This is a genomic window from Aquirufa regiilacus, from assembly GCF_032470275.1.
Lineage (GTDB): Bacteria > Bacteroidota > Bacteroidia > Cytophagales > Spirosomataceae > Aquirufa > Aquirufa regiilacus.
In genome coordinates this window covers 676,342-690,737 of the sequence record NZ_JAVNWW010000001.1, presented here as the reverse complement: position 1 = coordinate 690,737, position 14,396 = coordinate 676,342, and the positions used below count along the sequence as shown (strand labels likewise).

Genomic DNA, 14,396 nt, shown 5'->3' with positions numbered 1-14,396 from the left:
AAGATCCTATGAGACAGCTAAAAATTAGCAAACAAATTACCAACAGGGAAAGTCAATCACTTGATAAATACCTGCAGGAAATCGGTAAAGTCGATTTATTAACTCCGGATGAAGAGGTTATCCTCGCGCAAAAAATCCGTGATGGGGATCAATTATCTTTGGAGCGTTTGACAAAGGCCAACTTGCGTTTTGTTGTTTCCGTAGCGAAACAATACCAAAATCAAGGTTTGAGCTTAGGCGATTTAATCAACGAAGGAAACTTAGGTTTGATTAAGGCGGCACAACGTTTCGATGAAACACGTGGATTTAAATTTATCTCGTATGCGGTATGGTGGATTCGTCAATCGATCCTTCAAGCATTAGCAGAACAATCCCGTATCGTTCGTTTACCCTTAAACCGTGTAGGTTCTTTGAACAAAATATCAAAGACTTTCTCGGAATTAGAACAAAAATTTGAGCGTGAGCCATCTCCTGAAGAATTAGCCGAAGTATTGGAAATTTCTACAGGTGAGGTTGTTGATACCTTGAAAATCTCAGGTCGCCACGTATCCATGGATGCACCATTCGTACAAGGAGAAGAAAACTCTTTGTTGGACGTCCTTGAAAATGACTCGGAAGACAAACCAGATTCAGGTTTGATCAACGATTCATTGCGTAGAGAGGTTCAACGTGCTTTATCTACCTTAACCCAACGTGAAGCGGACGTCGTGACGCTTTATTTCGGATTAAACGGTGAGCATGCCATGACACTCGAGGAAATCGGGGAGAAATTTAATTTGACACGTGAACGTGTAAGACAAATCAAAGAGAAAGCAATTCGCAGACTCCGTCATACTTCACGTAGCAAAGCATTAAAAACATATCTTGGATAATTTTTAAAAGCCTCTTATGAGGCTTTTTTTTGCTATGGCCTACCCAGCAGGACTTGTGGATTTAATCGATGATTTACACCAACAAGGTGTAAATGAGGCTGTTATATGCCCCGGATCGAGAAATGCACCGATTATGTTGGCGCTCGTACGCCACGGTGGTTTTCGTTGTTATTCAATTGCCGATGAGCGTTCCGCAGGATTTTTTGGCTTAGGTTTAGCGCTGAAATCAAAGAAACCTGTCATCCTTTGCTGTACCTCTGGTTCAGCAGGATTGAATTTTGCCCCTGCGGTGGTCGAAGCCTTTTTTCAGGAGGTACCCTTGATCGTGCTGACGGCCGACAGGCCTGCCGAATGGATTGGACAATGGGATGGACAAACCATTTACCAAAACCACTTGTACGGCAAGCATGTTAAGCATTTTGAATCATTTGAGGCTTTTCAGCCACATCAATTGGTCCAACAAGCCTTGAATTTTCCACAAGGTCCCGTTCACATGAACATCCCAATTGCCGAACCCTTTTATCCGGCAAAAGGAGAGGAGCTTCCCCTTCGAACGAGTCCTGTAGCTTCACAACCCGTGAATGCTGTATTTACTTGGGAGAAAGGTTTACTTGATGGAATCTCCCATCAAAAATGCTTGATTACCGTAGGACAGCGCCCTTACGATGAAGCAGAAAATAAACTTTTTGAACAGTTAGCCTTAAAAGGCATACCGATTATCGGCGATGCAAGCGCAAATTTACCTTCGGCTTGCGAGATAAACCATGATTTACTTTTAGCGAATGAGAGCCTTTGGCCTAATTTACAGGCTGATTTCCACATACATTTCGGGAAATCCTTTGTTTCGAAACGCATCAAACAAATGATGCGCCAGTTCAAACCCGCAAAATCCTACCTCGTACACCCGAATCCCATTGAAAGACCTGATCCATTTCAGTCATTAACAGATGTCATTCAAACAGATACCTTGTCTGTTCTTGAGGAACTAGTAACCAAGGATTTACAAGTTAATGCAAGCTTAAATACCTGGAATCCGACGATTCAACAAGCTTTTTTCGAAAAGAAAAACTGGAACGAGTTACACATTTACAATGCCATCATCCAACAAATTTCGAAGCAGGATGCCGAAATACATGTGGGCAATTCATTAGCCATTCGCTACATCAATTGGACTGCGGCGAAATTGCATGGAACGGAAGTATTTTCGAACCGAGGAACCAGTGGAATCGATGGAAGTTTAAGTACCGCCGTGGGAGCAAGCCAATCAACCAACAAATTAACGGTGGCCCTTTTAGGAGATGTGTCCTTCCACTATGATCGAAATGCACTTTGGAACAATTATGTAGGACCTAATATGCGCATCATCGTGATGAATAATGCGGGAGGGGCGATATTTCAAATACTGGATGGCGCGAAAGACCTGGCTGAATTAGGCGAATTCATGGTTACTAAACAACGTAACACCGCGGAGAATAGTGCAAAAGATGCTGGCCTCAGCTATCTTAATGCACATGATTTCAACGAGTTAGATTCCGTTTTAAGCGATTTCTTTGCGCCGAGCACCACAGGAAAAGTGTTGGAGATCTTCACAGATTCGACACAAAATACGGAGGCATTACAATCCTATATGGCATTATTCAAGCATTGATTTTTGCTGAATACGTTCCCAATTCTTCACATACAAGGGATTCTTTGGATCAATTTCCAATGCCTGTTTCACGTATTTACTCGCCAAATCCCAATGCATCCGACGAATCTCCAAGTAACCTAAGTTATTGTAAATCAAGTCTTTAAATTTTCCAGAGGCTAAAGCTTTTTGAAACATTTTTTCCGCTAAATCCAATTGGTCTAATTCCTGATACACAACCCCTTGGTTGATCATCGTCTCCACCGAGTTCTTATCCAGAGCCAAGGCACGATCGTAAGAAGCCAAGGACTCATTCCATAAGCTTTTTTGCATTTGAATATTGCCCTGCAAAGACCAGTTGGCCGATGAATCCGGAAAATTCTTAACCAAAACCTCCGCGGAAGCTAAAGCCTCATCGATTCGTTCCATGGATTGTAAGATTTCCGTTTTCTTAAAAAGGGCGGGAGCGAAGGAGGCATCCTGTTCAACGGCTTTGCTGAAATCGGCTAAGGCTTCCTCATTTTTTTCCAGGGATTGATAAACCAAACCTCGGTTATAGTAAGCATCCGGGAATTGCGCTTGCTTTTGCACAGCCTCGGTATACCATTTAATGCTTTCATGATATTCCTTTTCCTTGAATTTAGTATTGCCGCGGAGGAAAAAATCAGTTGCTTCTCGTTTATCACCATCCGATTGGCAAGCAGTAAAAAGAATGGACAATAGCAGGATGAAGTACCTCGTTTTCATTTTAATATTTATCTTTGTGGCTCAAATTTAATTAAAAAAAGATGGCATACGCAGAAATGTTGACCGACAAAGGGTTAATGAAAATCGAATTTTATACAGAAGACACTCCGATTCACGTGAAAAACTTCATTGATTTGGCAGAAAAAGGATTTTACGATGGACTTTCGTTCCACCGTGTGATTGCAGATTTCGTTATTCAAGGTGGTTGTCCTGATGGAACAGGTGCAGGTGGCCCAGGTTATTCAATCCCATGTGAATTAACAGGTAATAATCAGTTCCATGACCGTGGTGTTTTATCGATGGCACACCGTGGACCGAATACAGGTGGTTCTCAATTCTTTATTTGCCACTCGAGAAACAATACCGCACACTTAGATCGCAAGCATACTTGTTTCGGAAAAGTGGTAGAAGGATTAGATGTTATTGATCAAGTACGCGAAGGAGATCAGATTCAAAGCGTTAAAATCATCCACGATTAATGCATTTCATCAAAGAAATCCCGCATCCCAATATGCGCATCTCGCTTTTTGAATGGAATTCAAAATACATTCTGAAATTTGAGACGCCCCAACTCGAGCAAAGTTATAAATTCTCGGTTTTGGATGTAGGAGGCCAAAAAGAAATAGAGGAGCTGGCAACCAGCTCCTCTTTTCAAACATTTGTGATAACAACTTTTCAGCAGATGTACGCTGAAATGGGGAAACAAATCAATTAAAGACTCAACCACTTCTTGCGTAAAGCCAACTGCGTTGCATTTGGACTTTCCACCGATTGAATAACAAATGCCTTCATAGGTGTTTGCGCAATCGTTAATTCAAACGTACGCGCTAGGCCGTCACGTTTCACGCGGAAGCTAGCTACATCACCTATTTTTTTATCGGCCATCCATTTATCCAATCCAGCAAATTCAGCCTGATTTACCTGTACAATTTCGTCGCCTACATTTAGGCCCGCGTCATAAGCAGGTCCACCTTTATAAATGGATGTAATTCGGTTTGATGCAACAGAAAAGCCGGCGAAAGGAACGGATTTTCCGACATTCGAATCTGACCATGTGTAGCCAAAAACATTAAAGATACCCGCATAATCAGGCGTTTTAACACCATATACGTAGTCTTTAAAGAATCCCGTAGCAGAAGTTCCAGCAACCGAACTAAATGCATTTTCTAATTCCGCATCGGTAAATCCACGTCCTTGCTTCAAATAATAGTTTTGATAGAGTAATTGAAATACATCGTCCAAACATTTTGCGCCATTTGTATTTTGGATAATCCACATGTTTAAGAGACCTCCTAATAAAGCTCCTTTGTCATAATAAGAAACCGTTGAATTACGTGAATTCTCGTTGGGGCGATAGTATTTAATCCAAGCATCCCAACTCGATGCCGCGGCAGATTCAATGTGGGCACCTGGCGTATTTTCCACACCTGCAATTTCTTTCGCTAAGTCAACCAAATAAGCCTCAGGAGCAACCATTTTAGTTCTTAGGTTGATTACATCCGCATAATAGCTGGTAATTCCTTCTGAAAACCAAAGGTTATGGGTATAGTTTTCTTGCTCATAATCGAATGGCCCTAAAGCAATCGGACGAATGCGTTTCACATTCCATAAGTGGAAATATTCATGCGCTAATAAATTCAACACTCCTTGGTAGCCTCCAGGCGTTTCATAAGAAGTTCTTGAAACCGAACAAGTCGTTGAATACAAATGCTCCAAACCACCTGTCCCGCGTTGGATGTTATGAATAATAAATACATAATGGTCACATGGATGTTGGCCAACAACCCCTTGGGCTGTTTCCGCCATTTTCTTCACATCCGCTATGAATTTCACGGAATCAACTTTCGCTTGCCCAAAGAATGCGATTTGATGTGGGATTTTATTGACTTTGAAATTCCATACTTGTTGGTTCCCAATTTCAATTGGCGAATCGATCAACTCATCCAAATCCTTCGCGATGTAGTTGAATCCTCCCACATTTTTCAACGCGGTAGAAACTCTTTTGAAGTCCTTATGAGGCACAATGCTCAATTCCTGCGGTTGCTTAGCCCATTTGGCTACATACATCAGAACACTTGCCGGATTAATATACCCATGCACATCGTCAAGGAAAGAAGTACGCACCGATAATTCGTTTGCATACACTTGGTAATGCACTTGAACCGTTTTGATGCCCGGTTGTAAGGCAACGCGCCAGGTATTTTTTGAAACTTTTGAAATAGCTAAATTGGCATTTCCACTTTGCGCTGAAACTTGCTCCACATTTCTGGCAAATTCACGAATCAAATAAGAGCCTGGATTCCAAGCCGCCATTTTCAAATCGATAAATTTCCCATGTTCTTTACTGACGTCCAATGTCGAAGTAACATCAAAATAATGGGAGTGGGGATTCGGCATTTGGATCAGGTGTTTAATCGGCGCCGCGCTCAAATTAAATCCAAGGAATAATAGGCCTAACAGACCTAATCTCTTTAAATACATAGGTTTATCGTTTATTAGATGAAATTGAAAATTTAAAATTAAAAAAATACGCCATATCTTTTATGAATTGGACATTTATTGCCTTAAAACCTTGAAAATATTTTCGAAAAGCCCAACAATATTTTGAAAGAAAAATCGTATTTTTGATTAATTGTGCATGCTGTAATCAAATTATAATGCGACTAAATAACAAATCAACAAGCTGGATCCTGGCTCTATTCATTTCTGGCATAAGTTTTTGTGCGCAAGCACAGCAAACCTTTATTTATAAAGACCAAACCTTGCACTTTCGGCAAGCAAAAGAATATTTCGATGCGAAGAATTATGTCGCTGCACGCGAGGAATTCAATGCATACCTAGGGAGTGTTGAACCGATGAGCAATGAGCAATCGGGCCAAAAGGTACTTGCCGAATACTACATGACGATGTGTTCCTTGTACATGAGCCAGCCAGAAGCTGAAATTCTTGCTGAGCGTTTTGTAGCTAATAATCCGGAACACCCACAGGCAGTTAAGTTGCTACGTGGCATCGGTACCTTCTTTTATGATAATGGGGATTATGCGAAAGCAATCAAATACCTATCTCGTTCTTCAGATACCAATTTAGAAGCTAAATACCGTCTGGGCGTTGCCTATTACGAATTGAAAAATTATGTTGATGCGTTGACCGTGTTTAATGACATCAAAACGGAACAAGACGAGGAATACGCATTTTCAGCTGCGTATTATGCGGCCATTATTCAATTCAATGACAAGCGTTATGCGGATGCTGTGCCTGACTTCATAAAAGCAGAAGGAAGCAGCAAATACCGTAGAGAAATTGCCAATTGGGTCGCTTTATGTTATTTCAATCAATCTAAATTCGCGGATTTATTGAATTATGCTGAACCTATTTTAGCTAAAAAGAACTCAGGTTACCGTGTGGATGAATTATCTCAATTAGTAGCCGATGTACAATTCAAATTAGACAAATTCGAAAAAGCAGCTAAAAGCTACGAGGTCTTAATTCGTGCAAGCAATGGCAAAATCAATCCATTAGCTCAATATCGTTTGGGATATTCTTTGTACCGGACGAAGAAATTCAACGAGTCGGCGAATCAATTAAAAGGATTATTAGCCACCAAAGATAGTTTGAGTCAATATGCAGCATTTACTTTAGCCTTAGCTCAATTAAATGCAGGAAATTTAGCAGCAACGTTAGAAGCCTTTGAGGTAGCTAAGAAATTGCCTTTCAGCGCTGCTATCCAGGAAGAAGCCTCGTTTAATCATGCAAAAGTTCAATTAGACTTAGGACATGCATCTGAAACGATTCAAGAAATTCAAGCGTTCAATGCGCAATTCCCGAAAAGTAAATTTGCAGAAGAGGCAACCGAATTAGTTGCAGATGCCTTTTTGAATTCCAATAACCTAGAAGTTGCCTTGAACTATTTAAAAGGCATCAGTAATCGATCTGCACGTTTAAATGAAGCATATCAAACCTTAAGTTACAATCTTGGAGTTCGTTCGTATAACGACGAGCGTTTCGAGACAGCGATTGATTTATTTAACAAATCCATTGAAACGGCACAATCGCCAAGATATACGTCATTAGCTACCTTAGGGAAAGCAGAGGCACTCAGCCAATTGAAGAAATTTGAAGATGCCATCGAACTTTATAGCCCATTATTAGGCGGAAAAGGACAAACGGAGGATTTCATCCAACAAGTACGCATAGGTTTGGCATTTGCTTATTTCAACACGAAGGAATTCAGCAAGGCGAATAATTTATTTAGAGCCTATGTGGATCGTTTAAAAGCAACACCGAATGCGAAAAACAATCCGACGATTTTGATTCGCTTAGCGGATACCTACTTGATTTCACGCAAATACCAAGATGCATTAACGTATTACAGTCAAGCGGCAGAGTTAGCGAAATCGGAAAAGGATTATGCTTTGTATCAAAAAGGAATGACCTTAAGTTATTTGAATCGTGATGCAGAAGCACGTCAAGCATTCAAACTCGTTCGTAGTAACTTCCCGGATTCTAAATATGCGGAGGATGCTTTATATCAAGAGAATTTAATCTTGTTTAACGGACACAATTACAAAGAAGCGATTGCTGGATTTACAGATATCATTGAGGCAAAAACGAAAAGTGAGTTTTTATCATCAGCGATTTTAAAACGTGCACAAGCTTACACAAATACCGAACAATTTGAGCAGGCTTTAGCAGATTACAAACGCATCATCAATGAATTCTCAGGTGACAAAATCGCCAAAGATGCCTTGATTGGTTTACAAGAAAACTTGATTAAAGTAGGCCGACCAGAAGAATTTGGCCAAGTATTGGAAAACTACCAGACCGCGACAAATGCAGTTGAGGATGCTGAATCGATGGACTTGAAATACAGTGCAGCGAAAGGTATTTATGATGGAAAGAAATTTGACAAGGCCATTCCTGCCTTGAAGGAATTTGTAGCGAAATACCCAACAGATGAAAATGTAGTTGAAGCTTACTTCTTAATTGCAGATGCGGCAGATCAGTTAAATGATTCAACAGAAGCATTTCAAGCCTATAAAAAAGTGATTGAGCAAAATGCGCACCCTCAAGTGAACAAGGCTATTTTACGAGCGGCAGAATTAGCAAACAACGCGGGCAATACACCAGAAGCTGTTGCTTTATATCGTTTGCATGCTAATAAAAATCCTGAAGTTGAAAATCAGTTAAATGCGTTCAATAATATTTTTAAGGCATATTATGCGAGCAAACAATTAGATTCTGTTGCGAAGGTATTTACGGAAGTGGAACCTTTAAATTTATATAGTACGGAAGAAAAGGCAAAAATGAGTAGAGGTTTAGCGGAAGCGTATTCAGACAGTGCATCTGTAAACTTGCGTACGGAATGGTTAAACAAAACGATCGTTTTGGATCCTAAGGGAGACATCGGTGCGGAAGCGCAATACCAATTAGCCGTTCAATTAACGCAAGCAGGAAAATTCAAAGAATCAAATGACATGATCAGCAATAAGTTCAAAAACGAATTTGTTGAGGCATCTGATGCCGTGATGGGTAAGGCTTATATTTTATTGGCAAACAACTTCGTTTCCATGAAAAACTTGCCACAGGCGAAAGCCATTTTGAAATCAGTCATCGACAATTCGACCGATAATGAGGTAATTGAATTAGCGAAAAACACATTAAAAAGCTTACCCCTAAAATAATTGAATATGAAATTTCAAATGAAAACGAATCCATTGATCATTTGTAGTGTGCTCATGCTGGGGGTATCCACTGGTTTATTTGCTCAAGACAAGAAAGAAGGTAATATTCAAAATGATGATATCATTTTGGAGAAGGAGCGTAAAATTGTTCTTCAACCGCAGATTTCACGTAATTTCGAACCTTTAACTGAGATTGAAAATACGCAGAAAGGTCGTAAAATGAAGTACGAATTTTTTGATCGCAAATGGGATGCGACAAACAATACGCTATTGACAACTTCCGTTATTGGACCAAGAGAAGGGGATGAGTTGGTTTCTTCTTTCGGACCTAAATTCAAAAACCTAGTAAAAATTGGTGCCGGAAATTATGGACATACTTTATTAAATGGTCACTTTGGCTTCACGCCAAAAGAAAACCAATTCCAAGGTGTCTACATCAATCACGATGCAAACCGTAGAGGTCCCGTGAGCATGGGAAATTCTAGCCGTAACGAGAATGAAGCTAAAGTGTATAGCAAAACCTTTACCGGTAATTATTTCTTGGATGGTCAAATTAGCTTTAAGCGTACAGAAAACAATTATTATGGCCGACCAGAAGCAGCCTTTGCATCTGTTCCCTTTATCAAGGATTTAGAAATCGCCTACAATAAATTCAATTACTCAGGTAGTATTTCAAATTCAAAAAAGGACGTCAAGTGGGATTACATCGCCACATCGGGTTTGACTTATTTGACAAACAATTATACCAGCAAAGAGTGGATTTGGGACAGTAAACTTCAAGGTATTTTGCGCGTAACAGATAATTTCTCGGCCTATTTAACAGGGGAGATGAACATGTCGGAAAACACGTTTGCTTTCGTAAATAACCGCAGGGAGTTATACCGTGTTAAACCAACATTCCTATACAAGAATAATCGTTTAGCCGTTACAGGGGGATTAAATATCGTGAATGAGAAAGATGCGAACATTTCAATGAATAAGACGCGTTTGTTCCCTTTGTTGAAAGTTGATTTTAAACCAACCGACTTCTTGCATGTATTTGCAGGTTTAGGTGGTGAAACCTATTTCAATAGCTACAATCAGTATACAAGCGAAAACAACTGGTTAGACCCTCGTTTGGCTCCAAGCTTGCAGAATACGACGCAAACGTCGAACATCTATGGGGGTATTAAGGGCTCAAATGAGCGTAATCTCGATTTTGAATTGAAATTTGGCTATTCAGAATACAACAATTTAGCGATGTTCTTGAATTCAACTTCAGACCCATCGCATTTTGAAATGATTTATGCGAATACCAAAGTGGAAAAATCTGCGAAGGTGTTTAATATGTCAGGGCAAGTAAACTACCAGACTTTTGATAAGGTCCTGTCTATTCTGAAGTATGATTTTAATACCTACCAAGATATCGTTTATGATCAGGCAGATTTGAGTACGATCAATAAACCGATTCATCGCCCTATGATGAGTTTATCCTTTACAAATTCAATTACTTTCAAGGATAAAATCATAGTATCGCCCGACTTATTCTATATTTCAGGATTATACAGCTTTGAAAAGTCCTTAACGCCAAAAGCTGAACCCTTGGATGATATTATCGATTTAAACTTGAAAGTGAATTACTTGATTACGAAGAAATTCAATATTTCAGTAAGCGCAAATAACTTGTTAGGCAAAAACTACCAACGCTATTTGAATTACACGAGTCAAGGACTTAATTATACCGTAGGCGTTGCCTATTCGTTTTAATAATGACAACAATGAATCCGATGATCGCATTTATTGAGCATTTACTTTACACACACGATTGTGTAATCATTCCTCATTTTGGGGGTTTTGTGTTGAATACACAAGACTTCAAATTGGATGACGAACAAGTAATTCATCCCAAGTCTAAATGGGTTGCATTTAATGAACGTCTTCAATCAGACGATGGATTATTAGCTACGAGCTGGGCAAAAGAAAATGGGATTAGCCAAAAACAAGCATTTGCTGCCGTACATCGATTTGGCCAAACATTATCAGCACAGATTAAAGCGGATAAACAATTCCAATTTGGAAATATTGGCGTATTCCAAGTGAGCAAATCCGGCCGATTGCAGTTTGAACCAAATCAACTAATCAATTTTGATTTGAATCAATATGGCTTAATGCCTGTGGGAATTGGTCAAGCAAAAAAGAAACCGGTACTTCAGGAAAGCCCGGTAGAGAAGTCGGCAGTGGATTTACCAACTGTCCAACCGCCAGTCAAGCGTACGCGTCAAAATCAATTTTACACGTATGTATTAATGGCATTTTTCTTCGGTGGAATTGCGGCATATTACTTGACAGAGCCTAATTCACGCTATGTGAATAGTTCATTTAGTCCGTTGACCATTCGGATTAAGAAAACCAAGCCAGCAGCTCCTGCTAAAATAGCTGTAATTGAAGTTCCTAAAAAGGAAGCTATTGCGACAGTTCAGGAAGAAATTACAGCGCCTGTTTCGGGAGGGATATTTTTAGTGGCAGGAAGTTTTAAAACCGAAGCAAAAGCGGCGACTTGCCAGGCGGAACTTGTGGCCAAAGGCTTTGAAAATGTACAAATTATTGAGAAGCAAGCAGGTGAGGGGCATTACCGCGTCAGTGTAGGTGAAGTTGCGGATTTTGATGCGGGTTATGCTGCGGCAACACGCTTGAAGACAGAAAAGAAATTAGATATTTGGGTTTACAAAAGATAAGATATGAGCATTAGCTATTCACAAAAAGACTTTGAGAAAAAGAATCAACGTAAAGCATTCGTAATCACCTTGCTGATTAATACGGTGTTGTTTTTATTGATTTGGCAAGTTCAAATTTGGAATGAATCACCGACGCCTAAAATTCCAACAATGGAAGATGGTTCAGCAGGTGAGATCACGTTCGAACAGGAGCCACCCGCACCGGAGTCTCAGTCCCAACAAGAAATTACACAGACAACAGAAGCTGAACAAGCAAATACAGTTCCTCCAATGACAAGCACGGTGGCGAGTCCTGTTACAGTTAAACAAACTCCTCCCGTCGTAGCAAAGGAGGAAAAAGAAGCTGAACCTGTTGTAGATTTGAATCTTACGATGGGTAAACGTTCGCCACGCGCAACCACAGGCGGAAACGGTACGGGAACTGGCTCAGGAGTAGGAACAGGAAAAGGAACAGGTACCGGAGTTGGTGGCGGTGGAAATGGAAACGGTTCAGGATCAGGAAATGGAGAGGGGAAAATTGCACAGGATTGGACATTTGATACCAAATCATTGAACGGCATCGATAATGGTTCGGAAACAGGTGAAATCACCTTCTTTATTCGAATCAACGAAAAAGGCAATGTGACCGAAATTCGTATTGATCGCACAAACGTTAAATTATCCTTAGCTGAACGCTATAAAAAATTAATCAAGAATGCACGTTTTTATCCAAAGAGTGATGGTATCAGTCGGGGAGCAAGTGGATTCAAAACGATTAAAATTGTGCCTACTAACTAATTATGACGCGTTTCGAAGAAGTCATCAACTTCTTGTATGCCCAATTGCCCGTGTTTCATCGGGAAGGTAAAAAAGCATATAAACCTGGTTTAGGTAACATAGAGAGCCTTTCTGCTCAATTAGGCAATCCGCAGGAATCATTCAAGTCCTTACATATTGCGGGTACTAATGGGAAAGGGAGTAGTTCACATTTTATAGCATCCATCTTGCAGGACCATGGCTATAAAGTAGGACTATATACCTCACCGCATCTAAAATCATTTACAGAACGAATAAAAATCAATGGACAGGAAGTTGACAAACAATGGATTGTCGACTTTTTTGATCAAAATCAGCCTTTATTGACTTCCATTCGTCCTAGTTTTTTTGAATGGACGGTTATTATGGCATTCCAATATTTCAAGGAGCAACAAGTTGATTTTGCCATCATTGAGACAGGATTAGGTGGTCGATTGGATTCCACCAACATCATTCATCCGCTAGGATGCTTGATCACGAACATCGGATTTGATCACCAAGATATATTAGGCGATAGTCTCGCACTAATTGCTGCTGAAAAAGCAGGAATTATCAAAGCCGGTACACCCGTTTGCATCAGTGAAAAGCAGTTGGAAACCACCGCCATATTTCAGGAGAAAGCCAATCAAGAAATGGCACCCATTCGATTTGCTTCAGATGAAGTCAAGTTACTTAATACAGAAATTTCAAGAGATGGCATTCAACTGGAGGTAGAAACAAATACCTGGGGTAAATTTCACGTTCAAAGTCCTTATGGCGGAATTTATCAAGCGAATAATGTCCGAGGTGTGATTGCTTGGTGTGAACAGTTGAACGATTTAGGAATTATTCCCTTCGAATTAACTAAAATACAGTCGGGCATTGCCGCATGCCGAAAAAATACCTCCTTACGAGGTCGCTGGGAAGTATATCAAGAAAATCCATGGATTGTAGCTGATACGGGACATAATGAAGCTGGGATAGCTCAGATTTTGGAACAGGTGAAGCAATACAAACCTAAGCGTTTGACAATCATATTGGGCATGGTAGCCGACAAAGACATCAATCGGGTATTGTCATTATTTCCGAAAGATGCATATTACTTATTCACGGAGGCTAAAAATCCACGCGCATTAAAAGCGAAGGAACTACAGGAAATGGCTAGTCGGCATGGAATATCAGGAACCTTAGCGGAAAATGTGAATCAGGCCATTGAATTCGCACGCAAAAGTGAATCCGATTTTATTTTAATTACAGGCAGCACATATTTAGTAGCTGAAATAGAAGAATCGTTTTGAGTAGACAGAAGACATATAAATATGAATGGGCGGAACGATTAGAAAGCGTCATTCAATTTCCTAAGCCATTCTTTTCCGCTTGTCAAGGAAAATGGAACCAAGCTTATTTTAAAAATTCAAATAAGCTCGTAGTCGAATTAGGTTGCGGTCGGGGAGAATACACGAATGGATTGGGAAAATTATTCCCCAACATGAATTTCATAGGTGTGGATGTGAAAGGAGATCGCTTGGCCGCTGGCGGTCGGGAGGCTGAACGCTTGGGGCTAAAGAATGTAGGATTCTTACGCATTCAGATTCAGTTTATCGAAGATTTTTTTCTTCCCAATGAAATCGATGAGATCTGGATTACCTTTCCGGATCCGAGAATGAAAGATCGGGATGAGAAAAAACGGTTGACTTTTCCTTTCTACCTGGAGAAATACTTGAGATTACTAAAACCTGAAGGCATCATCCATTTGAAAACAGATTCTGAACCATTTTTCGATTATTCGATGGAACAGTTTCGAGCATATGGATTGCCTATTTTGGCTGAAACAAAAAATCTCTATGAATCCGAATGGAACGAGGACCATTTTGGTATCAAGACACGTTTCGAGAAAATTTGGTTTGATAAAGGATACTCAATAAACTATGCACGGATACAAAACAAAAAAGAGGCCTAAGCCTCTTTTTGTTAATCCATA

Annotated in this window: 12 protein-coding genes; 10 read left to right on the top strand and 2 right to left on the bottom strand. The window is 40.1% G+C overall.

Annotated elements, in window-relative coordinates:
* Positions 1-8 precede the first annotated feature (8 nt).
* Together PQG45_RS03010 and menD are read left to right on the top strand one after the other, a co-directional pair.
* Positions 9-872: a sigma-70 family RNA polymerase sigma factor gene (locus PQG45_RS03010; RefSeq protein ID WP_109323139.1), complete on the top strand. Its 864-nt coding sequence runs from the start codon at positions 9-11 to the stop codon at positions 870-872.
* Positions 873-888: 16 nt separating this feature from the next.
* A complete protein-coding gene (gene menD, locus PQG45_RS03005; protein WP_315576420.1) occupies positions 889-2,520 on the top strand; it encodes a 2-succinyl-5-enolpyruvyl-6-hydroxy-3-cyclohexene-1-carboxylic-acid synthase in 1,632 nt (543 codons plus the stop codon).
* Here the strand turns inward: menD and PQG45_RS03000 are convergent.
* On the bottom strand, positions 2,506-3,246 hold the full coding sequence (locus PQG45_RS03000) for a tetratricopeptide repeat protein (RefSeq protein WP_315576422.1): 741 nt from the start codon (positions 3,244-3,246) through the stop codon (positions 2,506-2,508). The two genes, menD and PQG45_RS03000, sit on opposite strands and share 15 nt — an antisense overlap.
* Before the next feature lie 41 nt (positions 3,247-3,287).
* Between PQG45_RS03000 and PQG45_RS02995 the strand changes: the two genes are divergently transcribed.
* Positions 3,288-3,725, top strand: a complete 438-nt coding sequence (locus tag PQG45_RS02995; RefSeq protein WP_315576424.1) for a peptidylprolyl isomerase — start codon at positions 3,288-3,290, stop codon at positions 3,723-3,725.
* Positions 3,725-3,961 (top strand): hypothetical protein, encoded by a 237-nt coding sequence (locus PQG45_RS02990; protein ID WP_315576426.1) that lies wholly within the window; start codon positions 3,725-3,727, stop codon positions 3,959-3,961. Before PQG45_RS02995 ends, PQG45_RS02990 begins: the two co-directional genes overlap by 1 nt.
* On the opposite strand, the gene PQG45_RS02985 is transcribed toward PQG45_RS02990, so the two are convergent.
* Complete coding sequence (locus PQG45_RS02985) at positions 3,958-5,727, bottom strand: M61 family metallopeptidase (RefSeq protein WP_315576427.1); 1,770 nt, start codon at positions 5,725-5,727, stop codon at positions 3,958-3,960. The genes PQG45_RS02990 and PQG45_RS02985 overlap by 4 nt on opposite strands.
* 176 nt (positions 5,728-5,903) lie before the next feature.
* On the opposite strand from PQG45_RS02985, the gene PQG45_RS02980 reads away from it, so the two are divergent.
* From PQG45_RS02980 to trmB, 6 genes are read left to right on the top strand one after another with little or no spacing between them, the layout of a single operon-like run.
* Complete coding sequence (locus PQG45_RS02980; protein WP_315576429.1) at positions 5,904-8,927, top strand: tetratricopeptide repeat protein; 3,024 nt, start codon at positions 5,904-5,906, stop codon at positions 8,925-8,927.
* A 6-nt stretch (positions 8,928-8,933) separates the two neighbouring features.
* Positions 8,934-10,673: a hypothetical protein gene (locus PQG45_RS02975; protein ID WP_315576431.1), complete on the top strand. Its 1,740-nt coding sequence runs from the start codon at positions 8,934-8,936 to the stop codon at positions 10,671-10,673.
* Positions 10,674-10,684: 11 nt separating this feature from the next.
* Positions 10,685-11,641: an HU domain-containing protein gene (locus PQG45_RS02970; RefSeq protein WP_315576432.1), complete on the top strand. Its 957-nt coding sequence runs from the start codon at positions 10,685-10,687 to the stop codon at positions 11,639-11,641.
* A gap of 3 nt (positions 11,642-11,644) precedes the next feature.
* Complete coding sequence (locus PQG45_RS02965; RefSeq protein ID WP_315576434.1) at positions 11,645-12,418, top strand: hypothetical protein; 774 nt, start codon at positions 11,645-11,647, stop codon at positions 12,416-12,418.
* 2 nt (positions 12,419-12,420) lie between these two features.
* Complete coding sequence (locus tag PQG45_RS02960; protein WP_315576437.1) at positions 12,421-13,713, top strand: bifunctional folylpolyglutamate synthase/dihydrofolate synthase; 1,293 nt, start codon at positions 12,421-12,423, stop codon at positions 13,711-13,713.
* Entirely contained in the window at positions 13,710-14,375 is a 666-nt protein-coding gene (trmB, locus tag PQG45_RS02955) for a tRNA (guanosine(46)-N7)-methyltransferase TrmB (RefSeq protein ID WP_316070262.1), read from the top strand. The genes PQG45_RS02960 and trmB overlap by 4 nt, the downstream gene beginning before the upstream one ends.
* Positions 14,376-14,396: the final 21 nt, after the last annotated feature.